This window comes from Halomonas litopenaei (genome assembly GCF_003045775.1).
GTDB lineage: Bacteria > Pseudomonadota > Gammaproteobacteria > Pseudomonadales > Halomonadaceae > Halomonas > Halomonas litopenaei.
Genome location: NZ_PXNS01000005.1, coordinates 551787 through 572058, shown reverse-complemented (window position 1 = coordinate 572058; position 20272 = coordinate 551787). Strand labels below are relative to the sequence as shown.

18 protein-coding genes are annotated in these 20272 nt (G+C 65.5%); 8 read left to right on the top strand and 10 right to left on the bottom strand.

What is annotated here, in order from left to right:
• Positions 1-23 precede the first annotated feature (23 nt).
• Genes C6W88_RS11300 through C6W88_RS21505 form a run of 3 tightly spaced genes read left to right on the top strand, consistent with a single transcriptional unit; the run spans position 24 to position 755 of the window.
• Positions 24-194, top strand: coding sequence for an acetyltransferase (locus tag C6W88_RS11300; protein ID WP_108132496.1), 171 nt, complete (start codon positions 24-26; stop codon positions 192-194).
• Positions 194-598, top strand: coding sequence for a type II toxin-antitoxin system death-on-curing family toxin (locus tag C6W88_RS11295; protein WP_108132495.1), 405 nt, complete (start codon positions 194-196; stop codon positions 596-598). The genes C6W88_RS11300 and C6W88_RS11295 overlap by 1 nt, the downstream gene beginning before the upstream one ends.
• Entirely contained in the window at positions 582-755 is a 174-nt protein-coding gene (locus C6W88_RS21505) for a hypothetical protein (RefSeq protein ID WP_156088603.1), read from the top strand. Before C6W88_RS11295 ends, C6W88_RS21505 begins: the two co-directional genes overlap by 17 nt.
• A 21-nt stretch (positions 756-776) precedes the next feature.
• Here C6W88_RS21505 and C6W88_RS11290 read toward each other — a convergent pair whose 3' ends face one another.
• The 4 genes from C6W88_RS11290 to C6W88_RS11275 form a co-directional block, all read right to left on the bottom strand.
• Positions 777-1763 (bottom strand): hypothetical protein, encoded by a 987-nt coding sequence (locus tag C6W88_RS11290; protein ID WP_108132494.1) that lies wholly within the window; start codon positions 1761-1763, stop codon positions 777-779.
• On the bottom strand, positions 1760-2965 hold the full coding sequence (locus C6W88_RS11285; protein ID WP_108132493.1) for a ComEC/Rec2 family competence protein: 1206 nt from the start codon (positions 2963-2965) through the stop codon (positions 1760-1762). The genes C6W88_RS11290 and C6W88_RS11285 overlap by 4 nt, the downstream gene beginning before the upstream one ends.
• A gap of 169 nt (positions 2966-3134) precedes the next feature.
• Complete coding sequence (locus tag C6W88_RS11280; protein ID WP_108132492.1) at positions 3135-4934, bottom strand: ABC transporter ATP-binding protein; 1800 nt, start codon at positions 4932-4934, stop codon at positions 3135-3137.
• 158 nt (positions 4935-5092) lie between these two features.
• Positions 5093-5704, bottom strand: a complete 612-nt coding sequence (locus C6W88_RS11275) for a superoxide dismutase (protein WP_045992322.1) — start codon at positions 5702-5704, stop codon at positions 5093-5095.
• A gap of 405 nt (positions 5705-6109) precedes the next feature.
• Between C6W88_RS11275 and C6W88_RS11270 the strand changes: the two genes are divergently transcribed.
• The 4 genes from C6W88_RS11270 (at position 6110) to C6W88_RS11255 (ending at position 10578) form a co-directional block, all read left to right on the top strand.
• Positions 6110-6877: an ATP-binding cassette domain-containing protein gene (locus C6W88_RS11270; protein ID WP_045992323.1), complete on the top strand. Its 768-nt coding sequence runs from the start codon at positions 6110-6112 to the stop codon at positions 6875-6877.
• 110 nt (positions 6878-6987) lie between these two features.
• Positions 6988-7974, top strand: coding sequence for an ABC transporter substrate-binding protein (locus C6W88_RS11265; protein WP_231498627.1), 987 nt, complete (start codon positions 6988-6990; stop codon positions 7972-7974).
• Positions 7961-9967 (top strand): Fe(3+)-hydroxamate ABC transporter permease FhuB, encoded by a 2007-nt coding sequence (fhuB, locus tag C6W88_RS11260; protein WP_108132490.1) that lies wholly within the window; start codon positions 7961-7963, stop codon positions 9965-9967. Before C6W88_RS11265 ends, fhuB begins: the two co-directional genes overlap by 14 nt.
• Before the next feature lie 50 nt (positions 9968-10017).
• Entirely contained in the window at positions 10018-10578 is a 561-nt protein-coding gene (locus tag C6W88_RS11255; protein WP_108132489.1) for a peptide-methionine (S)-S-oxide reductase, read from the top strand.
• Between the two features lie 186 nt (positions 10579-10764).
• On the opposite strand, the gene C6W88_RS11250 is transcribed toward C6W88_RS11255, so the two are convergent.
• Entirely contained in the window at positions 10765-12903 is a 2139-nt protein-coding gene (locus C6W88_RS11250; protein ID WP_308812417.1) for a TonB-dependent siderophore receptor, read from the bottom strand.
• 314 nt (positions 12904-13217) lie between these two features.
• The gene (locus C6W88_RS11245; RefSeq protein WP_108132488.1) at positions 13218-14921 is read right to left on the bottom strand and encodes a multidrug ABC transporter permease/ATP-binding protein; all 1704 of its coding nucleotides are present in this window, start codon (positions 14919-14921) and stop codon (positions 13218-13220) included.
• Between the two features lie 384 nt (positions 14922-15305).
• Between C6W88_RS11245 and C6W88_RS11240 the strand changes: the two genes are divergently transcribed.
• On the top strand, positions 15306-15908 hold the full coding sequence (locus C6W88_RS11240) for a hypothetical protein (RefSeq protein WP_108132487.1): 603 nt from the start codon (positions 15306-15308) through the stop codon (positions 15906-15908).
• A gap of 263 nt (positions 15909-16171) precedes the next feature.
• Here C6W88_RS11240 and C6W88_RS11235 read toward each other — a convergent pair whose 3' ends face one another.
• From C6W88_RS11235 to C6W88_RS11220, 4 genes are all read right to left on the bottom strand, one after another.
• Positions 16172-17047 carry an ABC transporter ATP-binding protein gene (locus tag C6W88_RS11235; RefSeq protein ID WP_108132486.1) on the bottom strand — a complete coding sequence of 292 codons (876 nt, stop codon included), beginning with the start codon at positions 17045-17047 and terminating at the stop codon, positions 16172-16174.
• Between the two features lie 61 nt (positions 17048-17108).
• Positions 17109-18224 (bottom strand): FecCD family ABC transporter permease, encoded by a 1116-nt coding sequence (locus C6W88_RS11230; protein ID WP_108132485.1) that lies wholly within the window; start codon positions 18222-18224, stop codon positions 17109-17111.
• A 2-nt stretch (positions 18225-18226) separates the two neighbouring features.
• A complete protein-coding gene (locus tag C6W88_RS11225; protein WP_258183919.1) occupies positions 18227-19195 on the bottom strand; it encodes a FecCD family ABC transporter permease in 969 nt (322 codons plus the stop codon).
• Between the two features lie 29 nt (positions 19196-19224).
• A complete protein-coding gene (locus C6W88_RS11220; protein WP_231498613.1) occupies positions 19225-20208 on the bottom strand; it encodes an ABC transporter substrate-binding protein in 984 nt (327 codons plus the stop codon).
• Positions 20209-20272 lie beyond the last annotated feature (64 nt).

Here is a 20272-nt window from a genome sequence, read left to right as displayed (position 1 = left end):
CTAGGCAGACAGGGGTACGCTACATGAACAGCAAAGTTGAAAAGTACGGCCTCCAGGCCGTGGAACGCCCGCGAATCAAGGCGACCAGAAAATTGGACCTCTCGGGTCCCGAGGGGCAGCAAATCGTCAAGTCGGAGACCAAGCTGGCGTTACGCACGCACAGAAATACCTTCCGGAAACTGGCCGACATGTAATGGAGATTATCCAGTTTCCATTTGAAAGAGTCATTGAGATCAACACCTTGATTCTGGCCACCGAGCCAGGGATGCAAGGTTCTGTGGATGTTGGAAAACTTCAGGGAGCACTGGGTCGTATTGACAATGCCATCGTCTACAGCGGGCTTGATGATGTGTTCGAAATTGCTGCCAAATACACTGCAAGTATCGCTGTCGCCCACGCGCTCCCCGACGCCAACAAGAGAACCGGCCTTGCCGTGGCATTGGAGTATCTTTCACTCAACGAATACGAACTTACGGCAGATAACGACCTTCTGGCGGACGCCGTCAGAGATCTGGTTCTCGGAAGCATCACCGAAACCGACTTCGCCGATGTCCTGTACGCCCAGTACGTGAAAGGGGCTCATGACTCTCCGTCTTGAGTGCAATAGCTCTCGTTTACCTCTTCTACGAAGATTTTCCAGACAATCGCTCCACCTCGCCACGCTACCGTTCTTCCTGCTGATGATCGTGGCCATCGTGCTGATGAGCCTGTTCCCGGGCATCGCCACCTATCTGCCACAGGCGATGAGCGGCTGAGGCCTACGACTGCCCTACCCATCAGGCCTGGTGGCGCTGCCTGAGCGTCTCGATCACCTCTCCCAGACGACGCCTGGCCTCGCCGTCTGGCTGCTCGGCGACCAGATCATCCAGCACCTGGACCACGTCGGCGTCACGGCGAGCCCGCGCCGCCTTGACAGTCTTGTCGCCCGCGTCGTTTGCCAGCAAGGCGCAGATCACCCGGTCCAGGGTGCCGAACAGAAAATCGATGCTGTAGCCAGCGAGAAAGCCCAGGGCGGCGCCGCTCAGCGCCACCTGTGCGCCCTGATCGGTGGGAATCTGGGAAACGAACAACACGATGGCGCCACCGGAGAGCGTGCCCAGCACGATGCGATTGACATGTTCACCGATCCGCGCGGGATCGAAGGTGCGACTGTACAGCCGGGTCGCGGTCACCCGCAGCACAAAGGCGAAGGCCCCGAGGGCACCATAAAGAAAGGGCTCGGTGTGGCGAAGTCCCTCGTAGATAAAGTCGAGCGCGGTATTCCAGTGGGTCCAGTCGAGCCCAGAGGACGGCCGGCCCGTATCGATGGCGTACATCAGCACGTTGGAGCCGATCACCGCCATCACCACCGCCCCGGTCCACCACCAAAGGCGAATCAAGTACTTGCCGGTGCGGCTGTCGCGCATTCGACCATCGCTGTCCGGGCGCGTCGCCGCCAGGGTACGTGGCGAGATACCTGGGTAGAGCCGAGACAGCCGCCGGTAGCAATCCACCACGCCGGCCAGTTCTTCGGTGGTCAACAGCTCCTTGCGATCGGTCTTTTCCTTGGCCACGAAGTAGGCGGTCAGGTCGATCTCCGGCGGGTAACCTTCGAACTCCTGGGCGTAGTCCAGCAGCGCCGTGGTGTCGTCGAGCAACTTGCGGATACGCTCTCCGCAGCCGTCTTCACTGCCGTTGCCGTTAACATTGTCACTATCGCTGCCGCCGTCGGCATCATCGTCCCTGCGATCGCGACGAGGCCCCTCCTGCTCTGAACTGCTCATCGACAGTGTCCTCCCTCGCTTGCCTGGGTGCGCTCGTCCACCACACAGATCAGGCCGTTGATGGTGTAGCTCTCGCCATCGGTATGAACGACGATGTGGCGATTCTCGACGTAGGCCCCCAGGTAGCTTCCACCTTCGCCCTGGCGCGTCTGGAACAGCAGCGGTGCCGGGCTGAGCTTGGCCAGGCGATCCAGCGGAGCCTGACGCGGCAGGCGATAGCGCAGGTTCACTCCGCCATCGCCGACGCTGAGCACAGCTACCTCGGGTCTCAGCGTCTGCACAAAGGTGTCGCTGGTGCTGGTGTCGGAACCGTGGTGATTCAGCTTGAGCACGTCGACGTTGCCCACCTGGGCGGCGACGAAGGCTTCCATGGGTACGCTGCGAGCGCCGCCACCGGTGAGGTCGCCGCCGGTGAAGTAGCGAAAGCGCCCGTGCTCGATGATCAGTGCCACGCTGCGGGCGTTTTCACGCCGTGGATGAAGTGACTGCTCACCGACCTCGCAGAAACCGATATCCCCGGCCAGGTGCCGGCCGCCGGCTGCGGCCACTTGGATACGGGTGTCGGCGCCCAGTCGCAGCTGGGGATGATCGGGACGACAGTCGGGGATAAGCTCGATCAGCCGCGCCCCCACGGCCCGGGCCGCCGCCAGGTACTCGCCGTACTGGGTGTCGCGGCCGGTGGGAGACAGCACCTCGGGCTTGATACCGGGTCGCTCCAGCACCGTCTCGACGGTGACGCCCGCCTCGATGAGTTCATCGAAGCCACCGATATGGTCGGCGTCATAGTGGCTGGCGAGAAAATAGTCGAGTCGATCGATCCCCAGTGCGATCAGGGCCGGCGCCACCACCCTGCGGCCATCACCGCGATTTCCCGCATCGATCAACAGACTCTGACCACTGCCGGTATCCACTACCAGGGTGGCGTCACCCATGCCCACGTCGAGGTGCAGGATGCGCAGGTCGGCGAGGGCCGGCGTCGTTGCCAGGCAACCCAGCAGCAGAGCGGCCCGGACCAGGGCACTCGGACGCCAAGCCGCCAGTAAACAAGCCGCCTGTAAACAAGACGCCGACACTCGCACGGCCCGCATCGCCAAGGCAGGTGCAGCTAAGCCCGGTACAACAAAGCCCGGTACAACAAAGCCCGACAGCAGACGATGGAACACCCGGCGACGGACCCCACCCCCGAGCAGTACGCGGCTCATCCTTCACGCCTCATGCAGCATAGGAAGTTACTACTTACTTACCCTAGACTGCACAGACGGCGCTGGCGAGCCGTATCCTCCACGCCGGAACCGGTTTCGGGGCCTGTTCCGGGGCCGGCACCGAGCCCGCGGCCAAGTCCCGCGCATCGCGACAGGTCAGTGCGCCAGGTCAGGGCGACGTGGCTGCCACCGTCGCCGCCTCGCCGGTCTGCACCTGCCACTGGGCGGCGTAGCGCCCGCCCCGGGCGATCAACTCGGCGTGGTCTCCACGCTCGACCACCTGCCCCCGCTCCATCACCACAATCTGGTCGGCGTGGACGATGGTCGAGAGCCGGTGGGCGATCATGATCACGGTACGCTCACCGCCGATACGCGATAGCGAGCGCTGGATCGCCGCCTCGGTCTCGTTGTCCACCGCACTGGTGGCCTCATCCAGCACCAGCACCGGGGGATCCTTGAGCAGCGCCCGGGCCAGCGACAGACGCTGACGCTGCCCGCCGGACAGGCGCACGCCGCGCTCACCGACACGGGTATCGAGGCCGTCCGGCAGACGCTCGATGAACTCCCAGGCTTCGGCGGTACGTGCCGCGGCGATGACCTCCTCGTCACTGGCCTCGGGACGAGCATAGGCGATGTTGTCACGCACGCTGCCCTCGAACAGGTAGACGTCCTGGCTGACCAGGCCGATGGCGTCGCGCAGCGCTCCCTGGCGAAGCTCCGCCACCGGGACGGCGTCGAGCTCGACCCGCCCCTGGTCGGGGTCGTGAAAGCGCAACAGCAGCTTGATCAGGGTCGACTTGCCGGAGCCGGTGGGCCCGACCAGCGCCAGGGTAGTGCCGGCGGGTACCGCCAGCTCCACAGCATCGATGCCGGCGCCGCTGCCCGGGTAGTGAAAGCTCACTTCTGAAAAGCGCACCTCGCCACGCACCGGCGTCTCGAGCTCACGGCGTCCATCGTCGCGCACCCGGATCGGGGTAGCGATCAGATCGAGGATGCGCCGGGTGCTGGCCATGGCACGCTCGAACAGGTCGATGACCTGGGCCAGTCCGGTCAGCGGCCATAGCAGCCGCTGGGTCAGGAACACCAGCACGCCGTAGGCGCCGACGTTGAGCTCACCGGACAGCGCCTGCATGCCGCCGACGATGAAGGTGGCCAGAAACCCGGTGAGGATCGCCATGCGGATCACCGGAATAAAGGCCGAACTGATACGAATGGCACGGCTGTTGGCGTCCACGTAGGCCTCGCTGTCGGCCTTCAGCCGAGCCGCCTCGCGGGCCTCTGCGGTAAAGCTCTTGATGGTGGCCATGCCCTGAATATTGTTGGACAGCCGGCTGGACAGCACCCCGACCTTCTCACGCACGTCGGCATAGAGGGGACCGGCCTTGCGCTGAAACACGAAGGCACCCCACAGGATCAGCGGCACCGGGGTAAAGGCCAAAAGCGCGATCAGCGGCGACAGCACGAAGAACACCGCCCCTACCGCCACCACGGTGACGGCGACCTGGATCAGTGAGTTGGCACCGCCGTCGAGGAAGCGCTCGAGCTGGTTGACGTCGTCGTTCATGGTGGCGACAAGCTCACCGGACGAGCGCGACTCGAAGAACCCCATGTCCAGGCGCTGCACGTGCTCGTAGGCGTCCTGACGCAGGTCGGCCTGCAGGCGCTGGGCAAGGTTGCGCCACAGGATCTGATAGAGGTACTCGAACAGCGACTCGCCGGCCCAGATAAAGAAGGTCAGCACCCCCAGCACGATGATCTGGGAGCTGGCCGAGACGAAGCCGAGCCCCGCCACGAAGCTCTGCTCCTGGTTGACCACCACGTCGATGGCCACCCCGATCAGGATCTCGGGGGCGATATCAAACAGCTTGTTGATCATCGAACACAGGGTGGCGGCGACGATCCGTCGACGATAACCGCGGGCGTAGCGCAACAGGCGCCCTAGTGCCTGCAGGCTGGATGAGCGGGACACGGCGTGAACTCCTTGTTGTCGCACCACAAGGGCGACGACCAATCCAGACGGCGCCCTGACCGGGGCACCAACGAAAAGCGCCGCGGCCCTGGGGGCCGCGGCGCGGGTCTTGCGCTAGCTCGGATGACGTCGAGACATCGACGTCAGGCCGGCTTCGCTCAGGCAGTGGCGGCCTGGTAGCGACGCTCGACTTCGTCCCAGTCCACCACGTTGAAGAAGGCGGCGATGTAGTCGGGACGCTTGTTCTGGTACTTCAGGTAGTAGGCGTGCTCCCACACGTCCAGACCCAGCACCGGAGTGTTGCCGTGCATCAACGGGCTGTCCTGGTTCAGGGTGTTTTCCACCACCAGGGCACCGTCCGGAGTGACGGAGAGCCAGGCCCAGCCAGAGCCGAAGCGGCCCAGCGCGGCCTTGGTGAAGGCATCCTTGAAGGCGTCAAAGCCGCCCAGTTCCTTCTCGATGGCCTCACCGACCTTGCCCTTGGGGTCGCCACCACCGTTCGGGGACATCACGGTCCAGAACAGCGAGTGGTTGGAGTGGCCGCCGCCGTTGTTGATGACCGGCTGGCGCTTGTCTTCCGGCAGACGCTCCAGGTTGGAGATCAGCTCGTCGACCGGCAGGTCCTCAAGACCGGTGCCTTCCAGGGCGCCGTTGAGGTTGGTGACGTAGGTGTTGTGGTGACGAGAATGGTGGATCTCCATGGTCAGCGCATCAATGGAGGGTTCCAGTGCGTCGTAGGCGTAGGGCAGTTCCGGCAGAGTATGTGCCATGGTGATACCTCCTTCCTTGTCGAAATTGGGCTGGGTTCAGGGGGGATAATCGTATCCCACTCACCAGCTTACGTCATCGTGGGCCTCATACTATAGGCAAGACGCGTTCTTCTCGCTAGCGTGCTCCACGCCAAACGCATTGCCCGCCTGGCGGTGTCGGCATCCCTGCCGTCGTTGAAGAGGCCCGATGTCGTGGACCACAGGGTGTCATCCTTTACGCCCCTTCTACAAGGGTTGATCAATAGTCTTTCAGCGCAACGCCTCCCTGACGTGCATCATTGACAATAACAAACAAATTGATAACCATTCCTATCCATTATCTTTCCTGCCCGGTCGCCCGGACCAGCCTGCCCGGACCAGCCAGCCCAAGCCACCCTGCCCCAGTCACCCAGCGGAGCCGTCTTCATGTTCGATCTTCAGTCCGCTTCCTTCGCGATCCCGGGCAAGACCCTGCTGTCGCCGACCAGCCTGAGCTTCGATGCCGGCCGGGTCCACGGACTGATCGGCCACAACGGCTCCGGCAAGTCGACCCTGCTCAAGCTGATGGCTCAGCAACAGCCGGCCAGCGAGGGGCGCATCCTGTTCAACGGCCAGCCGCTCGAGGCCTGGGGGCGCCGCGCCTTCGCCCGCGAAGTGGCCTATCTGCCGCAACACCTGCCCAGTGCCGAAAGCCTGACCTGTCGCGAGCTGATCGCCTTTGGTCGTTACCCCTGGAAGGGGCTGCTGGGTCGCTCGCGGCGCGACGATCACGAACACGTGGCGCGAGCCATGGCGCTGACCCACACCGAGGGCTTTGCCGATCGCCTGGTGGACACCCTGTCCGGCGGCGAACGTACCCGGGTGTGGCTGGCCATGTTGCTGGCCCAGGGCAGCCGCCTGCTGCTGCTCGACGAGCCGCTGGCGGCGCTGGATATCGCCCATCAGGTGGAAGTGATGACCCTGGTACGCAAGCTGTCGCGGGAGCTCGACCTGGGCGTGGTCATCGTGTTGCACGACATCAACATGGCCTCACGCTTCTGTGATCGCCTGGTCGCCCTGCACAGCGGTCGCGTCATCGCCGAAGGCGACCCGCAGACGCTGATGACCGGCGACCTGCTCGAGGACATCTACGGCGTGCCGATGCAGGTGATGCCCCATCCCTCCGGCGAACACGCGGTGGCGCTGGTGCAATGAGGTTGTCCTTGAATGTCCGCCGTGCTCTGACTGTCCGCCGTTCTATGGTGTCCCTGGCTTCCCTGCGCTTGCGTTCCGGCCTTTTTCGCTCGGGTGGCTACCATAGCTTGGTGTGGCTGGCGCTGTCGGCCTGGCTGCTGGCGTCTCCGGCCAGTGCCGCGCCGCGTATCGCCAGCCTGGACTGGACCCTGGCCGAGACGCTGATCGCACTTGACGCGCCACCGGTGGCGCTGGCCCAGGTCGACGACTACGAAAGCTGGGTGGGGCTCGAGGCGCCGCCAGGTGCCACCGACATCGGCCTGCGTACCCAGCCGAACCTGGAACTGCTGTCCGAACTCGACCCCGACGCCATCGTGATCTCGCCGATGTTCGCCAACCTGGCGCCGCGGCTTTCATCGATCGCCGAGGTCAAGCAGCTCGCCATGTACAGCGGCGAGGGCACCTTCTGGTCGCAGTCTCTGGCGCTGACCCGACAGCTCGGCGAACTGGTGGATCGCGAAAACGCCGCCGAGGCATTGATCGAGGAGACCGAGGCCTACATCGCGGACATCGCCGCTCGGCTGCCCGAGGACACCCGCCCGCTATTGCTGCTCCAGTTCATGGATGAGCGCCACGTGCGCCTGTTCGGTGAGCACAGCCTCTACCAGGCGGTGCTTAGGCGCATGGGCCTGACCAACGCCTGGCGAGGCGCCACCAATGCCTGGGGCTTCAGCCTGATCGGCATCGAACAGCTGGCCAATTATCCCGAGGCCCGCATCGTGGTGGTCGAACCCTATATCGCCGGGGTGCGCGAGGCGCTGGCCGACAGTGGCCTGTGGCGCCATCTGGGCAGCGTCCAGCGTGACGACGTCGTCACCCTGCCACCGGTGTGGAGCTTCGGCGCCCTGCCCTCGGCCAGGCGCTTTGCCACCCTGCTGGGCGACGCCCTCTCCAGCAACATGCCAGATACTCGCGCTCCCGATACTAGCCCCCCCGACACCAGCGCTCCCGGCACCAGCGCTTCCGATACCCACACTCTCGGCACCAGCGCTCGCGACACCAGCGAACGGGCCACCACACCGGATCAGGCACAAGGAAATACCGATGCTCGCCGCTGAATCCCGCGCCCGCCGTACCTCCGCGCTGGGCATCACCGGCCTGGTGCTGGCGCTGGCCTGCATGCTGGCCGCCTTCTACTCCCTGGCCGAGCTGGGCGGCCCACAGGCGGCGCTTGCTGCCCTGACCGATTCGGGGGCGCTCGGCGCCAATGAACCGCCAGACCCGGAGTCGCTGGTGCTGCACTACAGCTGGTGGCCGCGCCTGGTGATGTCGCTGAGCGCCGGCGGCGCCCTGGGGCTGGCCGGGGTGCTGATGCAGCAGGTGCTGCGCAACCCACTGGCCGCCCCCACCACCCTGGGGGTGGCCAGCGGCGCCAATCTGGCGCTGATGGTCGCCACCCTGATGGCGCCTGGCCTGCTGGTGCTGGGCCGCGAGTGGGTGGCGCTGGCCGGCGGTGGCCTGGCCATGGGACTGGTGTTCGCCCTCGGCTGGCGTCGTGGCCTGTCACCCGGCGTCGTGGTACTCGGCGGCCTGGTGGTCAATCTCTACTTCGGCGCCCTGGCGGTGGTGCTGTTGCTGTTCAACCAGGAGGCGCTCAAGGGCGTGCTGGTGTGGGGCGCCGGCTCGCTGGCCCAGAACGGCTGGGACGGCGTGCTCTACCTGTTGCCGCGTCTGGTGATCGCCGGCGCCCTGGCCATCTGGCTGCTGCGCCCGCTGGCGCTGCTGGAACTGGACGACGCCAGCGCACGCAGCCTCGGCGTCTCGCTCAAGTGGCTGCGCCTGGGCGGGCTGGGTCTCGCGGTCTTCATCACCGGCTGTGTGGTGGCAGTGGTCGGCATCATCGGCTTTATCGGCCTGGCGGCGCCCAATATCGCGCGCATGGCCGGCGCCCGGCGTCTGCCGGCGCGGCTGGGTTGGTCGATCGCGTTCGGCGCGCTGCTGCTGGCGATCACCGACCTGGTGCTCCAGGGCGGCGTCGACGCCCTGCCTACCCTGCTGCCCACCGGGGCGACCACCGCCGCCCTGGGTGCACCGCTGCTGCTGTGGCTGATCCCGCGCCTGCGCCTGACCGCCCGGCGTCCACCGCCCAACTCGAACCCGCAGGCCCTGCGTGCCGAGGCACCCGGGCGCCTGCTGCTGGTGCTCGCCGTGCTGCTGGCCCTGGCGGCCCTGGTCGGCATTCTGATCGGCCAGTCCAGCAGCGGCTGGTCGTCGAGCCTCGACGGCGACGTTCTCGACTGGCGCTGGCCGCGCATCTTCGCCGCCGCCGGCAGCGGCGCCCTGCTGGCCATCGCCGGCACCCTGATCCAGCGGGTCACCGCCAATCCCATGGCGAGCCCGGAACTGCTGGGCATCAGCGGTGGTGCGGCGATTGCGCTGATTCTCACCATCTTCCTGGTGCCAGCGCCGAGCAACCTGACGCTGGTGGGCGCCGGCACCGTCGGCGCGCTGGTCGTGCTCGGCGTGCTGGTGGCGCTCAATCGCGCCAGCGGCTTCCAGCCAGAGCGCCTGCTGCTCAGCGGCGTGGCGATCACTGCACTGTTCGACGCGGTGCGCTCGATCGTGCTGGCCGGCGGCGACCCTCGCGGTCAGCAGGTCATCGCCTGGCTGTCAGGGTCGACCTACTACGTCGACCCGGTCTCGGCGCTGGTGGTGCTGGGTATCGGGGCGCTGGCCGCCGTCGCCGCCCAGGCGCTGACTCGCTGGCTGGATATCCTGCCGCTGGGCGCTGCCACCGCCAAGGCGCTGGGGATCCACGTCGAGCGTGCCCGTCTGGGCCTGCTGGCGACGGTGGCGATACTGACCGCAGTGGCCACCCTGATCGTCGGTCCGTTGTCCTTCGTGGGCCTGCTGGCGCCTCATATGGCGCGTCTGATGGGGCTGTCCCGGGCTCGCGCGCACCTGGCCGGGGCGGCGCTGATCGGGGCGCTGCTGATGGTGCTGGCCGACTGGGTCGGCCGCCAGCTGCTGTTTCCCCAGGAGGTCCCGGCAGGCCTGGTCGCCTCGCTGATCGGCGGCAGCTACTTCATGTGGGGGCTGCGAAAGTTGTAAGCTAAAGGTGTCTTCGGTGACAAAACCGCTCCGCCAACGAGGGAATCCCGATGCACGACAGCCTGCCCCTGCTCCGTCCTTCCCTCGCCCGTCTGGCCCTCGGCGGTAGCTGCTACTGGTGCCTGGAGGCGGTCTATCAGTCGCTGCGCGGGGTCGAATCGGTCCACCAGGGCTGGGTCGCCGCCGACGGCGAGCACTCCGACTTTCATGAAGCCGTGGTGGTGGACTATGACCCCTCGCGACTGCCCCTCGATGTGCTGATCGAGATCCACCTTTACACCCACCGGGCCACCGCAGACCACCAGCGCCGCGACCGCTATCGCTCTGCGGTCTATGTGCTGACCGAGTCTCAGGCAGCTTCTGCTCGAGACACCCTGGCCCAGTTGCAGGATGACTTCGACGCGCCCCTGCTCACCCGAGTCTTGCCGCTGGTGGACTTTCGCGCCTCGAAGGAGGACTACCAGGACTACTTCTACAGCGACCCCTCGCGGCCCTTCTGCGAACGCTGGATCACCCCCAAGCTAAAACTGTTGCTCGAGCGCTTTAGCGACGTCGCCGACGACGAGCGCCTGGCCCGGGCCGGGGTGACGGCGGAGGGCAGCCAGAGCTAGAGAGATAAGAAGATAGATAGAGAGAGATATGGCTATAGAAAGACAGGAATAGCGATAGCACTCGCCCCCTTCTTGGCCCGCTGTTCTTCCACAGGCAACCTTCATACCAAGACGCCCGGCCGGGGAAACCGGTCGGGCGTCTCGATTCAGAGAGTTGGTCAGCGGGGCTGGAAGCCCGCCACTGGATCAGAAGCGGTACTTGATGCTGCCGACCACGCTGCGCTCCTCGCCGTAGTAGCACCAGTAGTCGCAGCCGGAGACATACTCCTCATCGGTCAGGTTGTTGACGTTGACCTGGGCGGTCCACTGGGGCGTGATGTCATAGCTGACCTTGGCGTCCCACAGGGTGTAGGAGTCCACCACAGTATCAGAGTTCTGCGGCGTATCGACTGTCTCGCCCACATAACGCACACCGCCCCCCAGGTTCAGACCGTGCAAGGCGCCGGGGACCGCGTAGTCCAACCACAACGAGGCCTGATTACGCGGGATCAGGCCAGCGCGCAGGTTGCGCTCCTCACGACTGATATCGACGCGTACGTCGGTATAGGTGTAGGCGGCGGTGACCTTGAGGTCGTCGGTGACATAGCCCACCCCCTCAATCTCGAAACCCTGGGACTCGCGCTCTCCCCCCTGTCGTTGACTGGAATCACCGCTGGTATAGAGGGTATCGCTTTCCTCGAGGTCGAACACCGCAGCAGTGATATAGCCATCCAGCCAGTCCGGGGCATACTTGACGCCGACTTCCCACTGCTCGCCCTCGCTGGGACGATAGGCGCGACCGTCCGGATCGGTGCCGATCTGCGGTGAAAAGGACTCGCTGTAGCTCAAGTAGGGCGAGATGCCGTAGTTGCCCAGGTACATCACGCCACCGGAGAAGGTGGTCTCGTCCTCGCTGCCGCCACCGTTGTCCTCGCCATCGATGCGGTTGGTCACGTCCACGCTGTCATGGCGCAGGCCGGCCAGGAAGATCCAGCGGTCATCTAGACGAAGCTGGTTCTGGGCGTAGAAGCCGAGCTGTTCCTTGCCTTCCTCGTGATCGGTTCCGTCTCTGGAACTCGGGGTAAAGTTGCCGTACTCCGGATCGAAGATGTCGAACGGCGAACCGAAGGCGAAGTCGTCGTAGTTGTCGTAGTCGATATCCAGATCCTGGTAGTCGACGCCGACCAGCAGGGTGTTCTCGGTGCGATCGCTGTACCAGCGGCCGATGGCGCGGGTATCCACCGTGACCGCGTCGAAGTCACCGTCGCGATAGGTCAGGCCGCGCTGGGCATTGCGGTCGTCCAGCAGGTAGGACACATAGACGTCACGCTCGAGCAGATCCAGATGGCTGTAGCGGAAGTTCTGCTCGATGTCCCAGGTATCGTTGAGACGGTGGGACAGTTCGTAGCCCAGCGCCCACTGCTCGTGTTCCTGGCGCTCGTAGTCCGGCTCTCCCAGGTTGTCCTCGGGGTCGAGCTTGCCGAAGGGGGTGTTGTCCACGGTGCCGTAGGGCAGCTTGAAGCCGTTGGTAGGCGTGCCGTGGTCCTTCAGGTAGCTGGCCAGAAAGGTGACGCTGGTATCCTGCGACAGATCGAGCTCCAGGCTCGGCGCCAGATAGACCCGCTGATTGTCGGTGTCCTCGATCTGGCCATCATTCTCGCGGAACAGTCCGACCATGCGATAGCGCACATCATCGCGCCCTGCCACAGGCCCCGAGACGTCGACGCCCACCTGCTCGTGGTCGTCGCTGCTGTATTGCAATTCGATCAGCCCCTGAGGCTCGTCGGTGGGACGCTTGCTGATGGCGTTAATGACACCCCCGGGAGGCGCCTCGCCATAGAGGATCGAGGCCGGCCCCTTGAGCAGTTCGACGCTCTCGAGGCCGAAGGTCTCGGTGCTCCACCAGAAGTAGCCGCCCTCACGAAACTGACGCAGGCCATCCTGGTACAGTGAGTCCTCGCCATTGAAGCCGCGAATATAGAACCACTCGGCCTTGTTGTCCTGGCCGAACGGCTGGGATACCACACCGCTGCGGTAGCGCAGCACCTCGTCGTACTTGTTGACCTGGCGGTTATCGAGTTCCTCGCGGGAGACCTGGGAGGTAGCCCGAGGCGTCTCGAGCACCGGGGTCTCGACCTTCAGCGCCGAGGTGCTCACCACCATGGTGTCGCTCGTCACCTCGGTGACCGCCTCCTCCTGGGCAAACGCCATCCCCGCCCCGGCAAGTGGGGCCAGCCCCAGCGCGAGGCGCACGGCGATGGCAAGCGGGCGACGGGAGACAGGGCTGCCCGGCAGGAAGTCGGTGAACAGTGGGCTGGCGGATGGACGGGGACTGGCGGGTTGCATGCGGTAGGCCTCGGAGCGCATCGAAGACGACAACGAACGACGTTGAACGTTCGTGAAACATCTTCGGCATGCTAATTGTTTTCATTTTTACACGCAATCAAGACCAGCTTTCATTTACAGAAATCCCGCCAAAGGCCGATGTCGATCAAGGGCTGCGAAACCACCTCGCGCCATCAGCGACACCAGAGCGACCCATTAACCACAGGCACACGAAAGCCCGAACAAGCCGTGCTCGGGTGCGAGGGAGCCAGGCAGGGGGGATGGATGAACCGCTGGATGGTGGCGAGAGCGCTCTACCGGCTGAGCGAATCGCCCTACAGCGGATCGAGCCGGGCCACGGCATCACGACTGGCGGCCTCGCGGCTGGACCCGGTGAGTTCGACAAGCTGCCCTGCGCGCATCTCGAACAACCGGTCGGCGTGCTGAAAGTAGTGGTCGTCGTGGCTGATGGCGAACACCGTCTTGCCCATGTCCTTGAGTCGCGGCAGCAGCTCACGATAGAACACCCGTCGGAACTGCGGGTCCTGGTCGGCGGCCCATTCGTCGAGCAGCAGGATATCTCGCTCCTCGGCCACCGCCATCAACAGTGCCAGCCGCTTGCGCTGCCCCTGGGACAGCTCCGGGTTGGTGACCCGCTGGCCGTCGAAGTGAAGCTTCTCGCGCATCGCCAGGTACTCGAGCCAGTCCTCGACCAGCGCGGGGTCGGCCTTGTCACCGCCGGGGCCTATCAGGGTGTCGAACTGGTGGAAGTCGGTGTAGACCGCGGAAAAGCGCTGGCGATAGGCGCCCATCTCAGCGGCCCCCACCTCCTGGTCGTCGATCAAGAGACGCCCCTGGTGGGGCCGGTAGAGACCGGTCAGCAGCTTCGCCAGGGTCGACTTGCCGCTGCCGTTGCCGCCGATCAGAAATACCAGTTCACCACGCCGCAGGGTCAGGTCCAGCGGCCCCACGGCGAAGCCCGGGCCTTTCGACGCTCGCCCTGCCCCGTCTTCTTCGTCGGAGGCTTTAGCGGGCTCGGGGTAGCGAAAGGCCACGCCTTCAAGGTGCAGTCGCTGCCAGCGCTCGCCCTCTGCCTCCTGCACGCCGAAGTCGCCCTTGGCCTCGGCCAGATCGAGTCCACGCAGTTTGTCGAAGGCCACCTGGGCGCTTAGCAGCGTCGGCAGTGCGCCCACCGCCGAGATCAGCGGGGTGCGCAGGAACAACAAGGTCAACGAGAAGGTCGCCGCCACCTCGGTGCTGGCCCAGCCAAGCCCATTGGCCAGATAGAAGACCACCCCGATGGCGCCGAGCATCATGATATTGGAGACATTGACCGCGCTCAGGTGATAGGTGTCGGCGCGGATGACATGGTGACGATAGCGGCGGGCATCATGGTCGTAGGTGTCCTCGAACAGGGCTCGCGCCCGGGCACGATTGAGCGCCAGTTCCTTGCGTCCATCGATGACCGCCTGATAGTCGCGATAGAGCGAATCTTCGGTCGCACGAACCTGGGCCAGATGGCGGTAGACCCGCCCTACCAGCCAGGCCCCTCCTGCCATGGTCAGCGTGACCCACAGCGCGGTGACCAACAGCAGCCCGGGGGACAGCCAGCCGAGATACAACGCCGAGCCCAGCGTCAGCACAATGCCCTGAACCAGCTCGGGCAGACGTACGAAAGCGATGGTGATATTGCGGATATCGCTGGACAGACTGGCCAGTAATTCGGCGCTGCCCAGGCGTTCGAGGCGCTCGATATCGGTGTCGAGGATCTGCTTGACCAGACGACCTCTCAGGCCATAGACAAAGTGATGACCCAGGGTGGTCAAGGCCAGCTGAGAGGCCAGAGTCACGGCCAGCAATGCCACGATCACCCCGAGAAACTGCGGCAGCACGCCGAGCGCATCTCCGGACACCTCGATCAAGCGGCGGTTGATAAAGGCGATGGCGCCGATACCCAGTCCGGCACTGGCTAGGCTCAGCAGCATGACGCCGATAAAGGGCCAGCGATAATGACGAAAGACGACGCTCAACAATTCCACGAAACAGGACCTCGAGGGGCGGGCCGGACGGCGCTTTCGCACCGCTTATACGGTGTCGATCGTCGCCCTGGCCATGATAATGCGGGCAAGGGGCCGGTATTGTCCCAGAGGCAACACACCATGGAAAGCCGCATGCGCACCTGACTTTTCAAACAGGGATCATCCCTGAAATAGCGCCAGGTCGGCTCTCTCGAGCACGTTTGAAACAAGCTCTATGGTGGCGTCATCGACGGGCAACAGCGCCTTGCATGTTTCTTTCACAAGACTGGCTTGAAATCTTGTACATAACCTCCACAATGATTCGTGCAACATCGCAAGTCGCAGCACAGGAACCCGCTGCGACCGATGACATCGCTGGAACCATCCGCGAGAAGGAGAAATGGAATGATCCGCAAGAATCTGCTGACTACCGCTATCGCAAGCACCGTCTTCGCCGGCACCATGGCCGTGGGCACCAACGCCTTCGCCGAGCAGAACACCGCTCAGAATAATGGCGCCGGTAACCAGCAGCAGGCTCAGGGCCTCTACTCCGCCGATGAGCTGATGGACGCCGACGTTTTCGCCAAGGGTTCGAGCGAGGATGAAGTGGGCGAAGTCGAGGACATCCTTCTCGACAACGACATGAAGGTCCGCGCCATCGTCGTCGAAGCGGGCGACCTGCTTGACCTCGGCGGCAACGAGTATGTGGTCGAAACCGGCAACTTCACCGTGCAGACTGCCAACGGCGACAGCCTCGACAACATCGAGTACAGCGTTCATCTGGACATGACTCAGGACGAGGTGTCCCAGCTGCCCGAATACACCGACACCTGGTGGAACCAGACCAAGTCCAGCGTTCAGCAGGCCTGGATGGACACCAAGGAAGGCGCCCAGAGCGCCTGGCAGACCACCAAGTCTGCTACCGCCAACGCTCTGACCAGCGCCGGCAACGCCATCGAAGGCGCGGGCGACAATGCCCAGGACGCCGCTCAGGACGCTACCAACTAAGAGCGATCCGAAGCTGACGGGCAGCACCCGTCAGTCAGCGAACACACCCGGCCTTCGCGCCGGGTGTGTTGCGTCTGGCTCCCCGAATTCGCTTCCCTAAAGGCCTGCATACCCGTTCGGCCCCGCCAACCAGGACCTGGCGCCGACTAAGCCCTTCTGACCAAGACCTGCCGACCAAGACCTGCCGACCAAGACCTGGCGACTAGGCCTCGCGCCAACTAGGCCCTTCTGACCAAGACCTGCCGACCAAGACCTGCCGACGATTAAGCTCTCCGACTAAGCCCGGCCAGCAATGGCTTGCCGGTCAGCGGGTCTTCCACCAGCGAGCAGTCCACGTCGTAGAGTTGCCTGACCAGTGCCGGCGTCACCACCTTTTCCGGCTCGCCCTCTGCCACCAGGCGCCCATCGCGCATGGCGACCAGGTGATCGGCGTAGCGGCAGGCGCTGGAAAGATCGTGGACCACCATGATCACCGTACGCCCTCGTTCCACCAGCCGATGCAGCAGTTCGAAGACCTCCAGCTGGTGGCCCAGATCCAGCGCCGAGGTGGGCTCGTCGAGCAGAATGATCGGTGTCTGCTGGGCGATGGTCATGGCGATCCAGGCGCGCTGGCGCTGACCGCCGGACAGGGTATCGAGGGCGCGTTCGGCCAGATCCTCAAGCCCCGCCGCGGCGGTGGCGCGCGCCACCACCGCCTGGTCCTCCTCGCTCCACTGGCGATACCAGGCCTGGTGGGGCTGGCGCCCGAAGCGAATCAGGTCGCTGACGCTCAGCCCCTCCGGGGCCGACGCTTCCTGGGGCAACAGAGCGATGCAGCGGGCCAGCTTGCGCGCCGCAAACCGCTTGAGGTCCTGGCCTTCGAGCCAGACGCGCCCGCTACTTGGTGCATGCAGGCGGGACAGCCCGGCCAGCAGCGTCGACTTGCCGCAGCCGTTGGGGCCGACGATGGCGGTGAGCTTGCCCCGCGGGATCGTCAGGTCGAGACCATCGATGACCTTGTGACGGCCGTGGCAGAGCACCAGATCCTCGACCACATAGGGATGCGGCACTGCGGTGTCCCGCAGCTGGCCCGAATCCGGGTGCGAAGCCACCTCAGCCCGGGGAATCCCATCGGATCGTGAAGACAGCGTCAGTGACATCAAGGTCCCCTTGCACAAGCGCCCCCGGCCGCCATTGGCCCGGGAGCGGGTCAATATGAATTCAGCGGCGAATCAGTATCCACAGAAGCCAGGGGCCACCGACCACGGCGGTGACGATGCCCACCGGCAGCTCCAGCGGCGCCAGCATCAATCGTCCTGCCAGGTCGGCCAGTACCATCACCGCCGCCCCGGCCAGGGCAGCACCGATCAACGGCACCTGACGGTTGCCGCACAGATGGCGCGCGATTTCCGGACCCAAAAGCCCCACCATGCCGACCGGCCCCGCCACCGATACCGCCAGCGCCGTCAACGCCACCGATACCACCAGTACCTGCAGCCTGCGACGCCTGAGCGGCGTCCCCAGACCGAGTGCCACGGCGTCGCTGAAACGCATCAGGCTAAGCGAGCGCGACAGCCACAGCGCCACCGGGGTGAGCAGCGCAAGACCGATGGCGAGAACGACGACGGCTCCGGCCGGCCGTGAGTTCAGGGAGCCCACGGTCCAGGGGTAGGCGGCGTTGGCCGCATCGATGGCGGCACGCGACAGTATCAGCTGGGTCACCGCGGCGAAGATCGCCCCGACGCCGATGCCGGCGACGATAAAGCGATAGCCCTTGGCACCGCCCTTCGCACCGCCCCCGGCGGCCAGACCGAAGGTCAGGGCCGCTGCGGTGGCCGCCCCGGTCAACGCCATGGCAGAAGGCGCCAGGCTCAAGCCCATCCCCACCACCGAGGCCACCGCAAAGGCGGTGGCGCCGTTGTCGATGCCGATGATGCCGGGCGTGGCCAGACGGTTGCGCGCCAGCGTCTGCATCAGGCACCCCGACAGCCCAAAGGCGGCACCGCTGGCAAGCGCCGCCAACAGCCGTGGCAGGCGTAGCTGTTCCACCACGAAGGTATCGAGCATCGCGCCCTGTCCATTGAAGACCGCCCAGATTTTACCCGGCGACAGCGGTTTCTCGCCGAAGCACAGATAGGCCAGGCTCGCCCCGACCAGCAAGACAGCGAGCAACAGGGCGCCAAAAAGCTGGCGTCGATCGACCAGCAGGCTGAACCGCCCACTGCGCAGCAGCCACATGCCGTCGGGGGTGGCGCTGGCATCGCGGCGGTCGTGACAGTCGCGATATTCATCCGGCGAGCGGGTGGCGGCGGCAGACAAGGAACGATCATCCAGCATGGTCACAGGCTCGGCAGACGGCGGGCGCGAACGACGCTGATCAGCACCGGCGCCCCGCATAGCGCGGTCAGCACCCCCAGCGGCATCTCCGAGGGCGCCACCAGGCGGCGCGAGATCACGTCGGCGGTCAGCACCAGCAGAGGCCCCAGCGGCAGGCACAGCCACAGGGTGCGACGCAGCTCCGGGCCGGCAATGGCACGGGCGATAAAGGGCACCACCAGGCCGACGAAGGCGATCGGCCCGGCGATAGCGGTAGCCCCGCCCACCAGCAGGGCGACGATCAGGATGGCCAATAGCCGCAGTCGCCCCGGATGGTGACCGAGACCGGCGCTGGCGCGCTCGCCCAGCGCCAGGCTGGCCAGCGGCCGCACCACCATCACCAGCACCAGCGCCGCCAGCGCCATGCTGGGCAGTACCGCCAGCAAGTCGTCGAGCCGCCGTCCCGACAGGCTACCCACCACCCAGAAACGAATCTCGTCGGCGGCGCGCCGGTCGGTGATCAGAATCAACGAGGTCATCGCGCCAAGCAGCCCCGAAAAGGCCGCCCCCGCCAGCACCAGGCGCACCGGATCGGCGCCGAGCCCACGGATGCGGCTGACCCCGAGCACGCACAGACAGCCGAACAAGGCCCCCAACTGGGCCACGCCGATGCGCAGCTCCAGCAGGCTGCCACCCAGCAGCAACATCAGCGCGACGGCAAAGGCGGCGCCGGCGCTGACGCCGAGCAGGCCCGGCTCGGCCAGGGGATTGCGAGTGATTGACTGCAGCAGGGTACCGGAGACGCCCAGCGCCACCCCGACCACCAGGCCGACCAGGGTCCGCGGCAGCCTCAGGTCCCACACCACGAAGCGTGCCTCCTCGTTGCCCAGGCCCAGCAGCGCCTGAAACGACAGCATCGGACCGATCTCCCCGGCACCCACGACAAGGCTCGCCATGATGGCGAGCCCAAGCAGAACGACAAGGCCGAACAGGATTCCTGCGGGTAAGCTGCGCTCTGCACTCACGGTGTCACGACGCCCTCCAGGGCCTGCTCGATGTCATCGAGCACCGCCTGGGCGGCGATGGGACCACTGGCACTGGTCCACAACTGGCCGTCCACCGCCACCACGCGGTCGTTGCCGACCACCGACAGGCGTTTGAAGGCGTCGCTCTGCATCGCCTGGTCCAGTGCCTCGGCCCCGTTGGCGTCCAGGGTCGCGACGAACAACCAGTCACCGTCGACCCGCGACAGCGCCTCCAGGCTCAGCGGGTCGCTGTGAGGCCGTCCCGCCGGCACCAGCTGATCGTCCTGGACGTCGAGGCCGACGGCGGCGAGCAAGCCGGTGGTGAAAAGCTCGGTGGACATCACCAGCGGCCCCTGGGGCATCCAGCGAATCAGGAAGGCGTTGTCCTGGGACGTCTCTGCCTCGAAGGTAGCGGCGAGCTCGGCGGCGCGCGCTTCGACCGTCTCGATGGCGCGATCGATCTCGCCTTCGTGGCCCAGCGCCCTGCCGAACAGCCGCGCCTCGTCCTTCCAGGCCTCGGGGGCGAAGCCCTCGGTCGCCGGTACCACGGTGGGGGCAAGCTGCGACAGCAGCGCGTAGGTATCCTCGGACAGTCGCGAGGAAGCCAGGATCAGGTCCGGCTCGAGCCCGACAACCGCCTCTACATTGACCTCGCCGGCGGTGCCCACGATCTGGATGTCGGGCACCTCATCCTTCAGGTAGTCGGCCACGTCCTCGGCGGCGCGGGTCGCCACCGCGCCAAGCGGCGTCACCCCGGCGGTCAGGGAGGTGTCCAGTGCCCCTTCGTAGAGCGTGACAACCCGCTCGGGCTGGCCCTGGATCTCGACCTCACCGAAGGCGGTGTCGAGGACGCGAGGTTCCTCCTGGGCGCTGGCCACCCCCAGGGTGACCAGGCTGAGTCCGAGTGCCAGGCCAATCCCCGGGCCTACTTTCTGGCCCAGCGCGACGGCGCCTCGGGCCAGGGGTGACATTCCACGCATGCTCATCTTCCTTGTCGGTTCCCCCGCAATGGGGCGGGGCATCACTATTGACGCTTATAGTAAT

What these genes read in the sequence shown, in the direction of transcription:
- C6W88_RS11300 (WP_108132496.1), top strand. Translation starts at nt 24, where the DNA reads ATGAACAGCAAAGTTGAAAAGTACGGCCTCCAGGCCGTGGAACGCCCG.
- C6W88_RS11295 (WP_108132495.1), top strand. Translation starts at nt 194, where the DNA reads ATGGAGATTATCCAGTTTCCATTTGAAAGAGTCATTGAGATCAACACC.
- C6W88_RS21505 (WP_156088603.1), top strand. Translation starts at nt 582, where the DNA reads ATGACTCTCCGTCTTGAGTGCAATAGCTCTCGTTTACCTCTTCTACGA.
- C6W88_RS11290 (WP_108132494.1), bottom strand. Translation starts at nt 1,763, where the DNA reads ATGAGCAGTTCAGAGCAGGAGGGGCCTCGTCGCGATCGCAGGGACGAT.
- C6W88_RS11285 (WP_108132493.1), bottom strand. Translation starts at nt 2,965, where the DNA reads ATGAGCCGCGTACTGCTCGGGGGTGGGGTCCGTCGCCGGGTGTTCCAT.
- C6W88_RS11275 (WP_045992322.1), bottom strand. Translation starts at nt 5,704, where the DNA reads ATGGCACATACTCTGCCGGAACTGCCCTACGCCTACGACGCACTGGAA.
- C6W88_RS11270 (WP_045992323.1), top strand. Translation starts at nt 6,110, where the DNA reads ATGTTCGATCTTCAGTCCGCTTCCTTCGCGATCCCGGGCAAGACCCTG.
- fhuB (WP_108132490.1), top strand. Translation starts at nt 7,961, where the DNA reads ATGCTCGCCGCTGAATCCCGCGCCCGCCGTACCTCCGCGCTGGGCATC.
- C6W88_RS11255 (WP_108132489.1), top strand. Translation starts at nt 10,018, where the DNA reads ATGCACGACAGCCTGCCCCTGCTCCGTCCTTCCCTCGCCCGTCTGGCC.
- C6W88_RS11250 (WP_308812417.1), bottom strand. Translation starts at nt 12,903, where the DNA reads ATGCAACCCGCCAGTCCCCGTCCATCCGCCAGCCCACTGTTCACCGAC.
- C6W88_RS11240 (WP_108132487.1), top strand. Translation starts at nt 15,306, where the DNA reads ATGATCCGCAAGAATCTGCTGACTACCGCTATCGCAAGCACCGTCTTC.
- C6W88_RS11235 (WP_108132486.1), bottom strand. Translation starts at nt 17,047, where the DNA reads ATGTCACTGACGCTGTCTTCACGATCCGATGGGATTCCCCGGGCTGAG.
- C6W88_RS11230 (WP_108132485.1), bottom strand. Translation starts at nt 18,224, where the DNA reads ATGCTGGATGATCGTTCCTTGTCTGCCGCCGCCACCCGCTCGCCGGAT.
- C6W88_RS11220 (WP_231498613.1), bottom strand. Translation starts at nt 20,208, where the DNA reads ATGCGTGGAATGTCACCCCTGGCCCGAGGCGCCGTCGCGCTGGGCCAG.